This is a genomic window from Blautia sp. AF17-9LB (assembly GCF_003479185.1).
In the GTDB taxonomy this organism is placed as follows: Bacteria; Bacillota; Clostridia; order Lachnospirales; family Lachnospiraceae; genus Fusicatenibacter; species Fusicatenibacter saccharivorans.
Map to the genome: position 1 here is coordinate 34405 of NZ_QUGU01000015.1, position 18357 is coordinate 52761.

An 18357-nucleotide genomic window follows, 5' to 3' on the forward strand; every position below is an offset into this window, starting at 1 on the left:
GTCAGAGGAGGAGTTTATTATGAGTACAATTACTGTCAGAGATGCAAAAATAGAGGATGCTGCACGGATTCTGGAGATTTATGCGTATTACGTAGAGCACACCGTGATTTCTTTCGAGTGGGATGTGCCGTCGCTGGAAGAATTCGAAAACCGTATGCGGGATATCATGAAGAAATACCCGTATCTCGTGATCGAAAGAGATGGAAAAATCGAGGGTTACGCATATGCCCATCCGTTCGTTGGCCGCGCCGCATACGATTGGTCGAGCGAGCTGACGATTTATCTCGACCACGATGCGCGGAAAGGCGGACTGGGACGGAGATTGTATGAAGAACTGGCCGATCGTCTGAAAAAAATGGGCATTCTGAACCTCTACGCCTGCATCGGCTATCCGCAGGTCGAGGATGAATATCTGACGAAAAACAGCGCCGAGTTCCATGCGCATCTCGGATTCGAACTCGTGGGAACCTTCCACAACTGCGGCTACAAATTCGACCGCTGGTACGATATGGTCTGGATGGAAAAAATCATCGGCGAGCCGCACGCGGGACAGCCGGCAGTAAAGCCGTACAGCGAGGTTAAAGAATGAGTACGATAACGACGTATACAAGAAAACACTTCGATCCCGTACATCCTGATCCGGGGCTGCTCTGTGTGGAAGATTTTGCGCATGCGCTGCCGATGATCTGCCGCGGAAACGGCCATGTGACGACGTTCTGGTCAGTGGGAGAGCACTGCATCTGCTGTGCGAAAGAGGCGGCCGCGCGCGGTTATTCCCGGCGGCTGGTGCTGGCGTGCCTTCTGCATGACGCGAGCGAGTGTTACATGTCGGACGTGCCGCGGCCATTAAAACAGGAAATGCCGCGGTACCGCGAGATCGAGGACCATCTGCTTTCGGTGATTTATGAGAAATATCTTGGCAGTGATCTGACGGCGGAGGAGCAGCGGATGATGAAACAGATCGACAATGATCTGCTGTGGTACGATCTGACAAATCTGCTGGAGGAACTGCAGGCGGGAGATGCGCCGAAACTTCACATCACGCTGGACTACACGGTGCGGCCGTTTGCTGCGGTGGAACAGGAGTATCTGGAATTATTCGAACAGTATCGGGAGACGGGCGATGAGAGAGGATAAAAACGAAAACCGCTGGGACAAGCTGCTGCAGATCCACACAATGGGGCGGGATGACAGCCGGTCGGATCTGTACCGGTATCCGTATGAGCCGACCCCGTACTGCGTGCTGGAGCGGATGGCAAACACGGGGATGATCCGAAAGGGAAATACGCTGCTCGATTACGGATGCGGAAAGGGCCGCGTAGATTTCTTCTTATCGGCGCAGACCCGGTGCCAGTCCATCGGTGTGGAGTATGATGACCGGATTTATGCGAAGGCAATGGAAAACAAAAAGGCGGCGGCCTCTGGTGCGCGGACGGAGTTTGTGCTGGAGAGCGCCGAAAATTTTCCTGTTCCTGTGGAAGTGGACCGGGTGTATTTTTTTAACCCGTTTTCGCTTGAAATCTTAAGAAAAGCGATGGAAAGACTGCTGGAATCGTACTACGAAAATCCGCGGGAGATCCAGCTGTTTTTCTATTACCCGTCGGATGCTTATATCTCGTATCTGATGACGGTGCCGGAACTGGAATTTCTCGATGAGATCGACTGTATGGATCTGTTTCCGGGCGGGGACAGCCGGGAGCGGGTTGTGATTTTTACGATTCAGGAATAAAAAGTTTTGTAACAGCAAAAACCGTGTGGAATACAAAAAAGCATGAATTATATTTGAAGAAAGGGCGTTTTTATGAAATATCAGGTAATGCGAATTGAGGAAGACCTTGATTTCGGCTGTGAGGAGCGCGGTGCCGACGAGCCTGTCATGGCAGTTGTTGTTTTGAAAGATGAAAACGGAACAGAATCGCGCATCCGCCAGGAGGATCAGATGCTGTATGACTGGAACATCGAGGAGGGCGACACCGTTATTCTGAATGAAAACGGCGAATTGAGAAAAGTACTCTCCGGTGACTGGACGCAGAATTGCAATTCGAAAAATGTAGATACGACAAAATTCGTCAACATGATGCAGGCCGTCAAAGCCGGAAAACAGATTGACTGGATCTGTCCGTTCTGCAGCGGAACAGTAGAACGATTGGAGCAGAAAGGCGGAAAAACCGTAATCGGATGCACATCGTGCGATATGCGGATTCAAATAGAAAATTAAACGATTTCGGCCTTTAAGGCCGAAAGAGAAAGGAAACACAAATGGTAAAACCAATTATGAGAGACGTTCTCTTCCTCGGACAGAAATCCATCCCGGCGACAGAGGAAGATCTGCAGGTGGGAAGAGATCTGCAGGACACACTGGCAGCAAACCGCGAGGCATGCGTCGGCATGGCGGCAAATATGATCGGCGTGAAAAAACGCATCATCATCGTAAACGCCGGATTCCGCGACATCATCATGTTCAACCCGGTGATCGTCCGCAAAAGCGGCCCTTACGAAACAGAAGAAGGTTGCCTCTCCCTGCCAGGCGTGCGGAAAACAAAGCGGTACCAGAACATCGAAATCGAATACTACGACTGGAACTGGAAAAAACAACGCCAAAAATTCACCGGCTGGCCAGCCCAGATCTGCCAGCATGAGATGGATCATCTGGAAGGGATACTTATTTAGATCCTACAGCAGACAGGAGGACAGTATGACAGACAGAGAATGAATGGTAAAAGGAATCATTTACAACCCGAATGTGGAAGATCTGGCCAAAGAGCCAGAAGTCACCATCGTTCCAGGCGTCACAATCGGCGAACACGACCGCGAGTATTTTTACCGGGACGAAAAAATCGACTGGGAGAATCTCAAATAAATCGGGACAAATTTCGAAAATATAAAATTTTTGTAAAATAATGTCGAAAAAACGATTGACAAGTGGCGAAAAGAAACATATGATAATACCTGTCAATATACATATTCGGCAATAGAGGCGCGAAGGCTAAGAGTAGCTGTCCTGAGACAACGGGGTCTGGGACGGGCAGGGAAAGGAGCATTCGCCGAAACGGGGCAGTTCCCGAAAAACTGTCTGCGTTGGGGTACAGTCGAACAGGCTGTGCACTCTCACCGTACTGGTGGAGGAGCTATTGCTTCATGAACGTAGATTTATGGAGCAGTGGTGAAGACCGCTGCTCTTTTTATTGTACTGCAGTTGGAACCGTGACAAAAGGTTCCGAGGGTGGAAATCTGTTTGGTTGGAGAACGAAAGACGAAACAGGTGTTACAGGATACGTCTGAAGAAAACTGTTGCCGGAAAAGAAAAAAGGGAGGATTTTGACATGATAGCATTTCTTAACTGGCTGGACGGTGTCCTTTGGGGCGTGCCGCTGATCGCGCTGATGATTCTGACCGGTCTGTACTTTACCGTTCGTTCTGGATTTTTCCAGTTCCGTCACTTTGGCTGGATTATGAAGAGAACCGGCGGAAAACTGTTCCAGAAAGAAAAAGAAGCAAGCGAAGGAAAGGGTATGCTTTCCTCATTTGAAGCAATTTCAACTGCCATCGGCGGTACCGTAGGATTCGGAAACATCGCCGGTGTTGCAACCGCAGTCGCAGCAGGCGGCCCGGGAGCCATCATGTGGATGTGGCTTTCTTCCCTGCTCGGCATGATCCTGAAACAGGTTGAGGTTACCCTCGGCTGCTACTACCGTCACACCAACGAAAAAGGTGAGTACTACGGCGGTCCGACTTACTACATGGAGTGCGGACTTGGCGAGGAGCGCCACTGGGGCAAGCTGTGGCTGATCCCGGCGCTCATCTTCGGCATCGGTATTTTCTCCACCTTCTTCGTAACCTCTTCCAACCTGACCGCATCTCAGGTCGTAGCCGGTGCGTTCGGTATTGAGAATATCAATCTTGGAAGCTTCAAAGTAGAAGGCGTTATCGTGATGGGCGTTCTGCTCTGCATTCTGACCTATGTCGTTACAAGCGGCGGTACGAAGAAAATCGCAAGTCTGTTCAGCAAGCTCGTTCCATTTATGAGCGTTCTTTATATCTTGATGGGACTTGGCATGATCATCATCAACATCAACCGCGTTCCTGGCGTATTTACAGCCATCGTAACAAACGCATTTACCGGAACAGCAGCGATCGGCGGTTTTGCCGGCTGCGCAGTCAGCGAGATTATCCGTGTGGGTATGGCGCGTTCCGTATACTCCAATGAGGCTGGATGGGGTACTTCTCCAATGATCCATGCTTCCGCAAAAACACCGCATCCGGTAGAGCAGGGTCTGTGGGGATCTTTCGAGGTATTCTTTGATACCATGGTTATCTGTACAATCACCGCACTTTCCGTTATCTTAAGCGGAAACTGGACCGACGGAACGAACGGCGGAACACTTGCTTTAAGTGCATTTGCAAGCGGATTCGGCAAATTTGGAAGCATCCTTCTGGCAGTCATCATGGTCATCTTCACTGTAACGACTTCCGGCGGATGGTTCACCTACTATCTGGCAATTCTGGAGCATCTGTATAAAAAAGAAGGCAAGATGAAAGATATCGTCATGAAAGTCTTCTATGCAGTCCGCGCTCTGCCGGGCGTACTGTGGACGATCTATCTGGTAAAGACCAACAACCAGGGCTTTATCTGGACTGTCGTTGATATCACATCTGCGATCCCGACCTTCGTCAACGTAGCAGTGATCCTGATTCTCTCGAACCAGTATTTCAAACTGCTGAAAGACTACAAAGCAAGAAACTTCGGCCAGGGCACGGTAGACAAGAACGCCTGCCTGTTCTACGAAGAGAAAACGAAATAAAAAATATTCAAAAGCGAATCCAGACACGCAAGAGAATGGCGTGTCTGAATTTGTATATTGCGCAAATGGGAAGAAAAGAATAGAATCAAATTTAGATGACAGTAGGAGGATAATGATATGAAAACAATTTACAAAAACGGAGCTGTCTACACCGGAAAACTGCCGCTTGTCGAAGCGTTTGCAGTAGAAGACGGCAAATTTGTTTTCGCCGGAAGCAGCGCAGAGGCAGATGCCCTTGCAGCAGCCGGCGACAAAGTTGTAGACCTTGGCGGAAAATTCGTCTGCAGCGGTTTTAACGACAGTCATATGCACCTTTTAAATTACGGAAGCTCCCTGCTGAAAGCGCAGCTTGCCGCACATACCGAAAGCCTGGAAGATATGCTCGCCTGCCTCGACACCTTCCAGAAAGAGCATCCGCGAAAAGACGGCGCATGGCTGATGGGCCGCGGCTGGAATCAGGATTACTTCACGGACGTGGACCGCATGCCGAACCGCTACGATCTTGACCGCGTATCAACCGAAGTTCCGATCTGCGCGACGAGAGCGTGCGGCCACTGCCTCGTAGTCAACAGCAAAGCGCTGGAACTCCTCGGCGTCACCGCAGATACCCCGCAGCCGGAGGGCGGAGAGATCGGTATGGAAAACGGTGAGCCGGACGGAAGATTCTTCGACAATGCAATGGAACCGGTTTACGACAGCATTCCGGTGCCGAGCAAAGAGGAAATCAAAGATATGATCCGCAGCGCCTGCAAAGCCCTGAACAGCTACGGCGTCACCAGCAGCCAGAGTGATGATTACTGCGTTTACCGCGCCGTTCCATGGCAGACCGTCAACGAAGCATACAAAGAACTCGAGGAGTCCGGCGAGCTGACCGTCCGCGTTTACGAGCAGAGCAACTTTACCGATCTGGAATCCTTAAAAGGTTTCGTTGAGGCTGGAAATGTGACCGGCATCGGCACAGACCGCTTTAAAATCGGACCGCTGAAAATGCTCGGCGACGGCGCACTCGGTGCGAGAACAGCATTCCTCAGTCGCCCATACGCAGACGACCCGTCCACCTGCGGAATCCCGGTATTCACCCAGGAAACCATGGATGAGATGATCGGCTACGCCAATGCACACGGCATGCAGGCTGCAGTTCACACGATCGGTGATGCGTGCCTCGACCGCGTGTTAAGTGCCTATGAAAAAGCCCTTGCTGAAAACCCGAGAGAAGATCACCGCCATGGCATCGTGCACTGCCAGATCACAAGAGCCGATCAGCTTGAAAAAATCGCGAAAATGCATCTTCACGTTTACGCACAGAGCATCTTCCTCGATTACGATAACCATATCGTAGAGGAGCGCGTCGGCAAAGAGCTTGCGAGCACAAGCTACAGCTGGAAGACGCTGATGAATAACGGCGTCTCCGTCAGCAACGGAACTGACTGCCCGGTAGAGCTGCCGGATGCCCTCGCCTGCATGCAGTGTGCTGTCACAAGAACAACGCTGCGCGACCACGTCGGCCCGTACCTGCCGGATCAGAAATTCACCGTACAGGAAGCACTCTACAGTTACACAATCCGCAGCGCCGAGGCAAGTTTCGAGGAGAACGTGAAAGGCCAGATCGCAGAAGGCATGATGGCAGACTTCGTCGTACTGGGTCAGAATCCGTTTGAGGTGGATGAGAGCATGATCAAAGACATTCCGGTGTGCCGGACGTATCTTGCTGGTGAACTGGTATATGAAGCATAAAGATATAACTCAAATGAGTGATAAATGTCAAATGAAAATTCATACAATGAAGGGAAAAACGTGAAATAAGATAACCTGGAAATAGTATGGAATAAAGGCAGAAACAGAGGAGAACCTCCTGCGGCGATAAACGGTCGCAGGAGGTTCTTTTTTGATCCTGATAGGACCATACGGTCGTAAAAGAATCGAACAAATGGTTGCATAAAAGGGCGGGAATGTGCTATGATAAAGGAAATTTTACGAAAGGAAAAAACAGACAAATGCTTGGAAGAACACATTTTTTTATTGGAACAGCAGCGGCACTTGCTGTTTTACAGCCGCAGACGGTTCCCGCGCTTGTGGCCGGTGCCGGGGCTGCCGCGATCGGCGGTTTGATCAGTGACATTGATGTCGGCACTTCACAGGCGCACCGCGATGCCGATAAGATTATTACGGCAACAGTTGCAGTTGCGGTGCTCACAATTCTTGCGGAGTATAAACTGAATCTTGGAATTTACCGCCGCCTCACAAGCGACAGCAGCGTGCTGCGTCTCCTCGCCGGAACGGCAGCATTTTTGCTGATCTGCGCCTATGGGAAACAGCAGCCGCACCGCTCCTTCATGCATTCATTTGCGGCGCTGGCATTGCTGACGGCGTGCGTGGACATCATCTACCCGGATGTGTCCGCTTATTTTGCCGTGGGCTTTCTGTCCCATCTGGTGCTCGATTTTTTCAACCGGAAACCGGAAAAGCTGTTCTGGCCCTGGAAGAAGGGATTCTGCCTCGGACTCTGCTCAGCACGGGGACTTGTGAACCGCGCACTGCTCGGGTGCGGCATGGTATCTCTTGCTGTAATACTGGTGATCTCGGCGCCTGCAGGGCGGCTGATGGCTAAAATCATGCGGGCAATTTACGGATGAGATGGGATTGACAAAAAGATAACAAGACAAAGGAAGAAAAAGCAGGAATTTTTCGGTGTTAAAGTTAATATTTTATACATTTTATAGTAGGATTTTTGATTAAAATGATGTAAAATAGAAAACAGAAATCCGGCGTCCGTAATTGTTTTTGAAATGAACGAACAGGGAACCGCCGGCCCGTTACCGCAGCCGATTGCGGAGCGCAGCGCAACCGACAACAGAGATTAGAGCACAACAGGCAATACAGGAGTTAGTATGAACGAAGAAATGAAAAACCAAACAGAACAGTTACCGCTTTTAAAAGTACACATGATGGGAAGTTTTTTCCTGGAGTACGGCGACCAGCCGATTTCCTTCCGGAAAACAATGGCAACAAAATCGATGAGACTTCTGCAGATTTTCCTCTATAACAAGGACAATGGAATTTCCAGAGGAAGACTGTTGGAGAGCACATACGGAAGAGAAGATGTGGCGGACGCGGCAAACAGCCTGCGTGTCGGCGTACATCGCCTGAAAAGAAGCCTTGTCGAGGCAGGACTTCCGCAGTTTGAGTACATTTATACACAGAAAGGCGTTTACCACTGGACCAGCCCGATGCCGGTCGAGGTAGATGCGATTGATATCAAAAATAAGATCCTGGAAGCAGGAAAAGAGACAGACGAGAAAGCGCGCATGGATCAGATGATCGAAGCACTGGAGCTGTACACCGGAGAGTTCCTTGCAGATTTCGGCGAGGAAGAGTGGGTACAGGCGGAGCGCGCGCAGCTGAAAAAAGTATATTCCGATGCACTGAAAGAAGTAAGTGAGTATCTTCTGAAAAACGAGGAGTTCGATGAGCTGCAGAAACTGACTTCTGTTGCTTCCGAACTGTATCCGTTCGACGAGTGGCAGGCAGTCCAGATGCAGGCGCTGATCGGCCTGGAGAGATACAAAGAGGCCATGAAACTGTACGAGCAGACCTCGAAACATTACTTTGAAGAGCTTGGCGTTACACCGAGCGAGAAACTGGTGGAGCAGTACCGCTATCTGGGAAGCCGCATGGGCAGCAGACACCGCGTGATCGAAGAGGTACAGGCAGATCTTCAGGAGAGCCCGGGAGAAAAGGGCGGAGCATTCTTCTGTTCCCTCGCCGGATTCCGTGACTGCTACCGACTTGTTTACCGTATGTCCGAGCTGAACGGACAGATGCCGTGGCTGATGCTGTGCACCATTACAGACGGAAAAGGTTACCCGGCAAAAGGCGGTCCGCGCCTTGACCGTATGTCCGAAAAGCTGCTTGAGGTAATGAAACGCAGCCTGCGTCATTCCGATTTCTTTGCAAAATACAGCCCGTCCCAGTATGTGATTCTGCTGCAGGGCGGCAGCCAGAGAGGATGCGAACTCGTCTACAAGAGAATCAGCGAGCGCTTCTCCGAGGAGAAAAAAGGCTGGGCAAAGAATCTGAAATACAGTGCACTGCCGGCAATTCAGACCGAAAAAGAGCTTGAGTTCTTAGAAGGAGACGATGTTTTATGATTCGCGTACAGCTGCTTGGAAGATTCCGCATGTACGATGAAACACGCTGCCTCAACGAGGAAGCGATTCATTCCCCGATGATCACAAAGCTGCTGGTTTATATGATCTGCAACAAAAACCATATCGTAACACTGGAACAGTTAACCGAAGCACCCTGGACGGATGAGGAGAGTGAAAATCCGTACGGAGCACTGAAAAATATGATGTACCGTCTGCGCGGAACGCTGCGGAAGGTATGGCCGGTTGAGAGAGGATCATGCCTGCTATATGAAGGCTGTCATGGAACTGACGAAAAGCCTGGAGCACCGCAGACCGCAAAGGAAAAGTACAGGTTCTCAGTGATCTAAAAGAGCTTTATCAGGAACCAAGAGAATTAGAAAAAATAAATTAATTTTTAAGTTGACAGCAGACTAAACAAATGGTAACTTTAAGCTGTGATGAAACGAGCTTAAATCCAGAAAAAGTCTGCTGTCTTAAGTTAAATAAAGTACAACAGACAGGGAGGATAACAAACATGAGTTACAGAGAAGTATATGAAAAATGGTGCAATGATCCATATTTTGATGAGGCATCCAGAGAAGAGCTGAAAGCACTCGAAGGAAATGAGGCAGAAATCGAAGACCGTTTCTACCGTCAGCTTGAGTTCGGTACCGGCGGACTCCGCGGTGTCATCGGAGCGGGTACCAACCGCATGAACATCTACACCGTACGCCAGGCAACCCAGGGCCTTGCCAACTACATTATTTCCCAGAACGGACAGGAAAAAGGCGTAGCCATCGCACACGATTCCAGAAGAATGTCTCCGGAATTCGCACGCGAAGCAGCACTCTGCCTGAATGCAAACGGAATCAAAACGTATCTGTTCGAGTCCCTGCGTCCGACACCGGAGCTTTCTTTTGCTGTCCGTGAATTCGGCTGTATTTCCGGTATCGTCATTACCGCAAGCCACAACCCGAGAGAGTACAACGGATACAAAGTATACTGGGAGGACGGCGCACAGATTACACCGCCGCACGACAAAAACATTCTCGCAGAGGTAGCAAAAGTAACCGAGTTTTCTGCCGTTAAAACGATGGAAGAAGATGATGCAAGAGCAGAAGGCCTGTTCCAGGTCATCGGAACCGATTTTGATGACCGTTACGTTGCAAAATTAAAAGAGCAGAGCATTCATCCGGAAATCATCAAAGATGCGGCAAAAGATATGAAGATCGTCTACACACCGCTTCACGGAACCGGAAATGTGCCGGTACGCCGCGTTCTGCGCGAGCTTGGCTTTAATCAGGTTTACGTTGTAAAAGAGCAGAAAGTGCCGGACGGAAACTTCCCGACGGTGGCTTACCCGAACCCGGAAGACGAGAAAGCATGGACACTGGCGCTGAAACTGGCAAAAGAAGTAGACGCTGACATCATCCTTGCAACCGACCCTGATGCAGATCGTCTCGGCGTTTATGCAAAAGACAGCAAGACCGGCGAGTACGTAAGCTTCACCGGAAACATGTCCGGTATGCTGATCGCAGAGTATATTCTGCGTGAGCGCACCAAGAACGGAACCATGCCGGAGAACCCGGCACTCGTTGAGACGATTGTTACGACCGATATGGCAAAAGCAATCGCAAAAGCTTATAACGTGGCACTGATCGAGGTTCTGACCGGATTCAAATACATCGGCGAGCAGATCAAATTTTTTGAGCAGAGCGGTGCACACAATTATGTATTTGGTCTGGAAGAGAGCTATGGCTGCCTGGCCGGAACATATGCAAGAGATAAAGATGCCTGCGTGGCAGTTATGATGCTCTGCGAGGTTGCTGCATACTACAAACAGCAGGGCAAAACACTGTGGGATGCCATGGTGGATATGTACGAGGAGTACGGCTACTACAAAGAGGGTCTTGCAACGATGACCTTAAAAGGTATCGACGGTGCAAAAGAGATCCAGACCATGATGACCAACTTCCGTGAGAACCCGCCAAAAGAGCTGGGCGGTTTCCAGGTTCTTGCCGTACGCGATTACAAAGCAGATGTACGCCAGGATCTCGTAAGCGGAGAGAAGAGCGCGACCGGACTTCCGTCCTCCAACGTTCTTTACTATGAGCTGGAAAACAACGCATGGTGCTGTGTGCGCCCATCCGGTACTGAGCCGAAGATCAAATTCTATTTCGGCGTAAAAGGCACATCCCTTGAAGATGCAGCCGAGAAACTGGAAAAATTAAAAAATGCAATGGTAACTGCTTAAACGCTGTGTGATATAGAAACAAAAAAAGGCCTCAGCCCGGCGGGTGAGGTCTTTTTGTACAAAAATCGGCCCGGCGGATCAAGCTTACCTGAAATAAGGAGAAGAAAATGGCGATTTTATATTATGATGAGAAAAAGCTTTTTCAGTTAAATACAGAGAATACGACGTATGTGATCGGCCTGAGCCCGGAAGGCTACGTCGGACATGTTTACTATGGACCCCTTCTGCACGGAGAGCCGGATCTGTATCCGCTCCGCATGGATGAGCCGCCGTTCACCCCGTCCGTCAATAAGAGAGAGAAATCTTCGTTCCTCGACCGTTTTCCAATGGAATACCCGACCGGAGGAGTCGGCGATTACCGTGAGAGCTGTCTGAATATAAGAAATGCACAGGGCCGTATGGGATGTGAGATTTTCTTTGATTCCTATGAAATTTTCAAAGGAAAACGCCCGCTGACCGGTCTTCCAGCTTCTTTTGGAACCGAGGACGAAGTAGAAACTCTGGAAATCACCTGCAAAGATCCTGTTCTTGATCTTGTTGTTGTCCTTTCCTACTCTGTTTTTACAAAAGAAAACGTTATCACCCGAAGTGTCCGCGTGAAAAATGAAGGCAGTGAAGCGCTGAAGGTAGAGAAAATCTACAGTGCCTGCCTCGATATGGACAACGAAGACTTTGAGATGCTTTCTCTTCATGGATCCTGGGGAAGAGAACGCCACATCCAGCAGGGTGCGCTCCGTTACGGAAAACAGCTCGTTTCCTCCGGAAAAGGAGAGTCCAGCCATCAGGAGCACCCGTTTGTGGCCCTGGTGACACCGGGAACGGATCAGGAGCGCGGCGAGGTTTACGCAATGCACTTCGTATATTCCGGCAACTTTATCGGACAGGTGGAAAGATGCCAGTTTGATACCGTTCGTATGGTCATGGGTATCAACCAGGAGGAGTTCTGCTGGAATTTAAAAGCCGGCGATGAATTCCAGGCGCCGGAGGTTGTTATGGTCTACTCTGCCGAGGGACTTGGCAAAATGACGCGTTCCTACCATGCATTTTATCGCAGACATATGATCCGCAGCCCGTACAACCACAAAAAACGCCCGATTCTGATTAACAACTGGGAAGCAACTTACTTTGATTTTGATACCGATAAACTCCTCGATATCGCAAGAGAGGCAAAAAAAGACGGCATCGAGATGCTTGTTATGGATGACGGCTGGTTCGGAAAACGAAATAAAGACGATTCTTCCCTCGGTGACTGGGTTGTCAACGAAGAGAAGATCAAAGGCGGCCTGAAAAATCTGGTTGACAAAGTGAATGAAATCGGTCTTGAATTCGGTATCTGGTTCGAGCCGGAGATGATCTCCCCGGACTCTGATCTCTACAGAGAGCACCCGGAATGGGCGATTCAGATTCCGGGAAGAGAAGCGACTGAGATCCGCTGCCAGTACGTGCTGGATCTCTCCCGCCCGGAAGTGCAGGATTATGCGTATGAATGTGTGGCAAAAATCCTGCGCAGTGCAAACATCAAATACGTGAAATGGGATATGAACCGTCAGTTAAGCGACCTGGGAAGCACCTACCTGGACAAAGATTCCCAGCAGGAGCTGTTCCACCGCTACGTGCTCGGTATGTATGCGATGCAGGAGCGTCTGATACAGGAGTTCCCGGATCTGCTTCTGGAGAACTGCTCCGGCGGCGGTGCACGTTTCGATCCTGGAATGCTTTACTACAGTCCGCAGATCTGGTGCTCCGACGACACCGATGCGATTGAGCGTCTGGAAATCCAGGAGGGAACAGCCCTCATTTACCCGCTCTGCTCAATGGGTGCACACGTCAGCGTATGCCCGAACCACACGGTTGGCCGTGTAACTCCGTTTACAACGAGAGGCCATGTGGCACTGGCCGGAACGTTCGGCTATGAGCTTGATATCACAAAACTGCCGGAAGAAGAGAGAAAGCTGATTCCGGAGCAGACCGCAATGTATCACAAATATCATGAACTGATCCGCGAGGGAGAGTATTACCGTATTCTTTCCAGCCGTGAAAACCACAGATCCGACTGCTGGGCAGTAGCATCGGAGGATAAAAGCGAAGTGCTTGTGACCTACGTACAGGTGCTGGCACAGGCAAATATGCCGTCCCGCAAGGTTCGCCTGCGCGGCTTTGATCCGGCGAAAAAATATCGTCTGGAGGGAACCGATGAGGTTTACAGCGGCGAGATGCTGATGAATGCCGGTTTCCGGATGAAAGATTTCTGGGGTGATTTCGTCAGCAGACTGTATCACTTTGTTGCAGTAGACTAAGGAGCAACGGATATGGCAAAAGTAAGATTGGCAGATATTGCAAAGGTGGCGGGCGTCAGCGCCGTCACCGTGCATAACGCGATTACAGGACAGAAAGGGGTCAGCGATGAGATGCGCGCCCGGATTCTGGAAATTGCAAAGGAAATGGGGTACCGCCAGCCGGGAAGCGGAGCGAGAAATACACAGGGAAAAAGCCTGCGCTGCATCGGAGTGGTGATTCCGGAACGGTATCTGGCAGAGTATACGACATTTTACTGGAAAATGTATCAGGAGATGGCACTGGCGGCGACGGAAAAGAGCTGTATGGTGACCGTGGAGATCCTGAAACAGGAGATGGAAGATGAGATGATCGTGCCGTGCATCGCCAAGGAGCAGACCGTCGATGCACTGATCCTTATGGGAGACACGAGCCGCGATTACATCCACTATCTGAAGAAAAACGTGGATCTTCCGATCGTATTTCTGGATTTCTACGACAATGAGCTGGCAAAAGATGCCGTGATCGCAGATAACTTTCACGGAATGTATCTGATGACGGAATACCTGTATGAGCATGGCCTTACCAAGCTGGCTTTTGTCGGTTCGATTCATTTTTCCAGCAGTATCATGGATCGGTACTGCGGTTTTTCTAAGGCTGTTCTGGAACACCGCGATGTGACACCGGCGGAATGGATTCTGGAGGACCGTGATGAGCGGGGCCAGATCGAAATTCATCTCCCGGAACAGATGCCGGAAGCGTTCGTCTGCAACTGCGACCTGACCGCCGGCCTTCTGATGCTCGAGCTGGAAAAACGCGGCATCTCCGTGCCGGAGGACGTTTCCGTTGTCGGCTTCGATAATTACCTGTATCCGGGTTTCCCGGATCTCAAGATCACTTCGTATGAGATCAATACGAAGGCGATGGTAAAAGTAGCGCTCGAAAAAGCGCTGAAGCAGATCCGCGGCGCGGCATCCGGCAAAAATATGGAAATTGTCTCCGGACAGCTGGTGCCGAAAGAGAGCGTAAAGCTTTGATTTTTATAACTGAATTATAAATTAAGAAACGGGGCATTTTGAAATGCCCCGTTTTTGTACATATTACACAACAAAGTCACTTAAAAATTGACAGTATCTAACGGAACTTATTTTTTAAGTAATTTCCAGTTGAAAAATTAATCATCTATGTTAAAATTAAGCTAAAGGACTGGGCGTGAGGGTGATAAAACACGGCGGTTCGGAGAAAAAAGAATGAAAAAACAAGATTCTGTCCACTAACAGAAACTTAAAAAAACAAAGTACAACTCATAAACAAACAATATTTTTCATGGAGGTTTCAAAAAATGAGCGAAGTTAAAATTATTGGAGATGCTGTCAAAAATATGCCATGGCAGGAAGGCCCGGCTGAGTTTTCCGGTGCACCGGTATGGAGATACAGCGAGAATCCGATCATCGGAAGAAATCCGGTGAAGGAAGTAGCAAGAATCTTCAACAGCGCCGTTATGCCGTACGGCGACGAGTTCATCGGAGTATTCCGTGGTGAGCAGACAAACGGAATCCCGTACATCTACCTTGGAAGAAGCAAAGATGCGATCCACTGGAATTTCGATGAGAACAAAATCCAGTTCGTTGACGAAGAAGGCAAACCGTTCATGCCGGTTTACGCATATGACCCGCGTCTTGTAAAAGTAGAAGATACCTACTACATCATCTGGTGCCAGGACTTCTACGGTGCAGCCATCGGAATGGCAAAAACAAAAGATTTTGAAACCTTCGTACGTGTGGAGAATCCATTCCTTCCATTCAACAGAAATGCCGTTCTCTTCCCGAGAAAAATCAACGGCAACTTCGTGATGCTGTCCCGTCCAAGCGACAGCGGCCACACACCGTTCGGTGACATCTTCCTGTCCGAGAGCCCGGATATGCTGTACTGGGGCAAACACCGCCACGTCATGAGCAAGAGCCCGGAGTGGTGGGAGTCCTTAAAGATCGGCGGCGGCGCAGCTCCGATTGAGACCAACGAAGGATGGCTGCTGTTCTACCACGGTGTAAGCGGCACCTGCAATGGCTATGTATACAGCATCGGCGGCGCAATCCTCGACAAAGAGAATCCGTCCATCGTAAAATACCGCTGCCAGAACTTCCTTCTGACACCGGAAGAGTGGTATGAGGAGAGAGGCTTCGTTCCGAACGTAACCTTCCCGTGCGCAACCATTCACGATGCAGAGACCGGAAAGATCGCGATCTACTACGGCGCAGCCGATACGTATGTAGGACTGGCATTCACAACCGTAGATCTGATTGTAGATTATATCAAGAAAAACAGTGTCGTACGCGAGTCTGACACCGAAATTGGAAGAAGATAAGAAAGAAGGAAAGAAAAGATGCAGTCTTTGGCAAAGGAAGTAAAGCAGGAGCTTACTGGACGGATCGTTCCGTTCTGGGAGGGCTTAAGAGATGAGGAATACGGCGGATTTTACGGCTATCAGGACTTTGATCTGAACGTGCAGAAAACGTATGAGAAGGGCTGCATCTTAAACAGCAGAATTCTCTGGTTTTTCTCGAATGCGTACCTGACCTTAAAGGACGAGAAGCTGCGCGCCGATGCGGAGCATGCGTACCGCTTTATGAAACAGGCGTGTGTGGACCGCGAGTACGGTGGCGTGTTCTGGTCTGTCACCTACGACGGAAAACCGCTCGATACGACAAAGCATACGTACAATCAGGCATTTGCAATTTATGCGCTGTCTACGTATTTTGATGCGACGGGCGACACCGAGGCGCTGGAGCTGGCAAAATCGCTGCAGCAGATCATCGAGACACACTGCACCGACGAGTACGGTTATCTCGAGGCATTTACCCGCGATTTCAAGCCGGAGAGCAATGAAAAGCTCTCGGAGAACGGCGTCATGGCAGAGAAGACCATGAATACGCTGCTGCATGTTTTCGAAGCATATACCGAGCTGTACCGCGTGACAAAGGATCCGTTTACCGGTGACCGTCTCCGCTTTATGATGGATCTCTTCGCGGATAAAGTATATAACAAAGAAAAAGGCCGTCAGGAAGTATTCTTCGACCGGACATGGAATACGCTGATTGATCTGTATTCTTATGGCCATGATATCGAGACTTCCTGGCTGATCGACCGGGGTACAGAAGTGCTCGGCGATCCGGCTTACCGGGAAAAACTGCTGCCGATCACCGGAGAGATTGCGGAAAATATCTACAACACGGCATACAAAAATCATTCGCTGATGAATGAGTGCGAGCGCGGTGTGGATGATACCACAAGAGTCTGGTGGGTACAGGCAGAAGCAGTCGTTGGATTTTTAAATGCATGGCAGAAAAAACCGGAGGAAACAAAGTATCTCGATGCGGCAAAAGACATCTGGGGCTACATCAAGGAATATGTGATCGACAAACGAGAGGGGTCTGAGTGGTTCTGGTGCGTGAATGCAGACGGAAGCCCGATTCATGAGCCGATTGTAGAACCGTGGAAATGCCCGTATCACAATGGACGTATGTGTATGGAAGTAATTGGGAGGTTAAAAGATGCTGAATAAACAGTATTATGTGGAAAAAGCCAAGGTAGACCGCCTTGTGGCAAGAAAGAACACAAAAGCAGATTTTTACAACGGTATTTATGACCGCTATGAGTATCCGGTGCTGACAAGAGAGTTCGCTCCGGTTCACTGGAGATATGATCTGGATGAGGAGACGAATCCGTACTTTATGGAGCGTCTCGGCATCAACGCTGTGATGAACTCCGGCGCGATTTATCTGAATGGAAAGTATTATCTCGTTGTCCGCGTGGAGGGCAATGACAGAAAATCTTTCTTTGCTGTTGCAGAGAGTGATACTGGTATCGACGGATTCCATTTCTGGGATTACCCGGTTGTGCTGCCGGATACCTGCGCAGAGGAAACCAACGTTTATGACATGCGTCTGACCCAGCACGAGGACGGCTGGATTTACGGAGTGTTCTGCTCTGAGAGCAAGGACAAAAACGATCCGGATCTGTCCGCGGCTGTTGCTGAGGCTGGTATCGTAAGAACGAAAGACCTGAAGACCTGGAAGCGTCTGGACAACCTGAAAACCTTACGTTCTCCGCAGCAGAGAAACGTTGTTCTGCATCCGGAGTTCGTAGACGGAAAATATGCCTTCTACACCCGTCCGATGGATGGTTTCATTGAGACCGGAAGCGGCGGAGGAATCGGCTTCGGACTCTGCGATGATATCACACACGCTGTCATCGACGAGGAGAAGATCATCAGCAAACGTATTTATCATACCCTGACCGAGTCCAAAAACGGTGCTGGAGCAGTGCCGATCCGAGGTAAGAAATGCTGGATCAACATTGCACACGGTGTAAGAAATACAGCAGCAGGCCTTCGCTACGTTCTGTATGTCTTCGGTACCGATCTGAACGATCCGTCCAAAGTCATTGCAGAGCCGTCCGGTGTATTCCTGGTTCCGCTTGGAAAAGAGAGAGTCGGAGACGTTTCCAACGTTGTATTTACAAACGGCGCGATTGCGCGTGAGAACGGAGAGGTTTACATCTACTATGCATCCTGCGATACAAGAATGCATGTAGCAACCACCACAATCGACAAACTCGAGGACTATCTGTTCAACACACCGCAGGATCCGCACAGATCCCCGGACTGCGTAAAACAGAGATGCGAGCTGATCTCCAAAAACCTGGAGCTGCTGAAAAACGAGAAATAAAAGCGTCCGCTGCGGCGCATGAAAAAAGGAGCTGTTCTCTTTACGGGAACGCTCCTTTTTTCATGTATATTATTTGTTTTTGGTATACCGCGCGATCAGAATTTAACAAGTCCGGGAGATCCTGCGCCAGAAGTTTGTTTTTTCTGCGGAAGAATGCTCCGCTACTTTCATCA

The 18357-nt window shown here is 49.8% G+C and carries 18 protein-coding genes and 1 riboswitch; all 18 genes read left to right on the forward strand.

What is annotated here, in order from left to right; translation table 11 throughout:
• Nucleotides 1–19 precede the first annotated feature (19 nt).
• The 18 genes from DWX00_RS14950 (at nt 20) to DWX00_RS15025 (ending at nt 18184) form a co-directional block, all read left to right on the forward strand.
• Nucleotides 20–589 carry a GNAT family N-acetyltransferase gene (locus tag DWX00_RS14950; protein ID WP_055225861.1) on the forward strand — a complete coding sequence of 190 codons (570 nt, stop codon included), beginning with the start codon at nt 20–22 and terminating at the stop codon, nt 587–589.
• Nucleotides 586–1137 carry a hypothetical protein gene (locus tag DWX00_RS14955; RefSeq protein ID WP_118595637.1) on the forward strand — a complete coding sequence of 184 codons (552 nt, stop codon included), beginning with the start codon at nt 586–588 and terminating at the stop codon, nt 1135–1137. Before DWX00_RS14950 ends, DWX00_RS14955 begins: the two co-directional genes overlap by 4 nt.
• Nucleotides 1124–1729 (forward strand): class I SAM-dependent methyltransferase, encoded by a 606-nt coding sequence (locus DWX00_RS14960; protein ID WP_118595638.1) that lies wholly within the window; start codon nt 1124–1126, stop codon nt 1727–1729. The genes DWX00_RS14955 and DWX00_RS14960 overlap by 14 nt, the downstream gene beginning before the upstream one ends.
• A gap of 72 nt (nt 1730–1801) precedes the next feature.
• Nucleotides 1802–2218 (forward strand): hypothetical protein, encoded by a 417-nt coding sequence (locus DWX00_RS19910; protein WP_070100856.1) that lies wholly within the window; start codon nt 1802–1804, stop codon nt 2216–2218.
• A gap of 41 nt (nt 2219–2259) precedes the next feature.
• Entirely contained in the window at nt 2260–2670 is a 411-nt protein-coding gene (locus DWX00_RS14970) for a peptide deformylase (RefSeq protein ID WP_022461821.1), read from the forward strand.
• Nucleotides 2671–2713: 43 nt separating this feature from the next.
• Entirely contained in the window at nt 2714–2860 is a 147-nt protein-coding gene (locus DWX00_RS19740) for a hypothetical protein (protein ID WP_156327518.1), read from the forward strand.
• A gap of 104 nt (nt 2861–2964) precedes the next feature.
• A riboswitch (Lysine riboswitch) is annotated at nt 2965–3139 on the forward strand.
• Nucleotides 3139–3282: a hypothetical protein gene (locus DWX00_RS19745; protein ID WP_156327517.1), complete on the forward strand. Its 144-nt coding sequence runs from the start codon at nt 3139–3141 to the stop codon at nt 3280–3282. (Overlaps the previous riboswitch by 1 nt.)
• A gap of 41 nt (nt 3283–3323) precedes the next feature.
• On the forward strand, nt 3324–4802 hold the full coding sequence (locus tag DWX00_RS14975) for an alanine/glycine:cation symporter family protein (protein ID WP_055221222.1): 1479 nt from the start codon (nt 3324–3326) through the stop codon (nt 4800–4802).
• Between the two features lie 117 nt (nt 4803–4919).
• Nucleotides 4920–6536 carry an amidohydrolase gene (locus DWX00_RS14980; RefSeq protein ID WP_118595639.1) on the forward strand — a complete coding sequence of 539 codons (1617 nt, stop codon included), beginning with the start codon at nt 4920–4922 and terminating at the stop codon, nt 6534–6536.
• Between the two features lie 260 nt (nt 6537–6796).
• Nucleotides 6797–7435, forward strand: coding sequence for a metal-dependent hydrolase (locus DWX00_RS14985; RefSeq protein ID WP_022461817.1), 639 nt, complete (start codon nt 6797–6799; stop codon nt 7433–7435).
• Nucleotides 7436–7690: 255 nt separating this feature from the next.
• Nucleotides 7691–8950 (forward strand): AfsR/SARP family transcriptional regulator, encoded by a 1260-nt coding sequence (locus DWX00_RS14990; RefSeq protein ID WP_055266837.1) that lies wholly within the window; start codon nt 7691–7693, stop codon nt 8948–8950.
• Complete coding sequence (locus tag DWX00_RS14995) at nt 8947–9297, forward strand: hypothetical protein (protein ID WP_118595640.1); 351 nt, start codon at nt 8947–8949, stop codon at nt 9295–9297. Before DWX00_RS14990 ends, DWX00_RS14995 begins: the two co-directional genes overlap by 4 nt.
• Nucleotides 9298–9464: 167 nt before the next feature.
• Nucleotides 9465–11183, forward strand: coding sequence for a phospho-sugar mutase (locus tag DWX00_RS15000; protein ID WP_055225852.1), 1719 nt, complete (start codon nt 9465–9467; stop codon nt 11181–11183).
• A 107-nt stretch (nt 11184–11290) separates the two neighbouring features.
• Nucleotides 11291–13480, forward strand: coding sequence for an alpha-galactosidase (locus DWX00_RS15005; protein WP_117761369.1), 2190 nt, complete (start codon nt 11291–11293; stop codon nt 13478–13480).
• Nucleotides 13481–13492: 12 nt separating this feature from the next.
• Nucleotides 13493–14494, forward strand: a complete 1002-nt coding sequence (locus DWX00_RS15010; protein WP_055266843.1) for a substrate-binding domain-containing protein — start codon at nt 13493–13495, stop codon at nt 14492–14494.
• Nucleotides 14495–14799: 305 nt separating this feature from the next.
• The gene (locus tag DWX00_RS15015) at nt 14800–15822 is read left to right on the forward strand and encodes a glycoside hydrolase family 130 protein (RefSeq protein WP_117510535.1); all 1023 of its coding nucleotides are present in this window, start codon (nt 14800–14802) and stop codon (nt 15820–15822) included.
• An 18-nt stretch (nt 15823–15840) separates the two neighbouring features.
• Nucleotides 15841–17019 carry an AGE family epimerase/isomerase gene (locus tag DWX00_RS15020; RefSeq protein ID WP_055221154.1) on the forward strand — a complete coding sequence of 393 codons (1179 nt, stop codon included), beginning with the start codon at nt 15841–15843 and terminating at the stop codon, nt 17017–17019.
• Nucleotides 17009–18184 (forward strand): glycoside hydrolase family 130 protein, encoded by a 1176-nt coding sequence (locus DWX00_RS15025; RefSeq protein ID WP_118595641.1) that lies wholly within the window; start codon nt 17009–17011, stop codon nt 18182–18184. Before DWX00_RS15020 ends, DWX00_RS15025 begins: the two co-directional genes overlap by 11 nt.
• Nucleotides 18185–18357 lie beyond the last annotated feature (173 nt).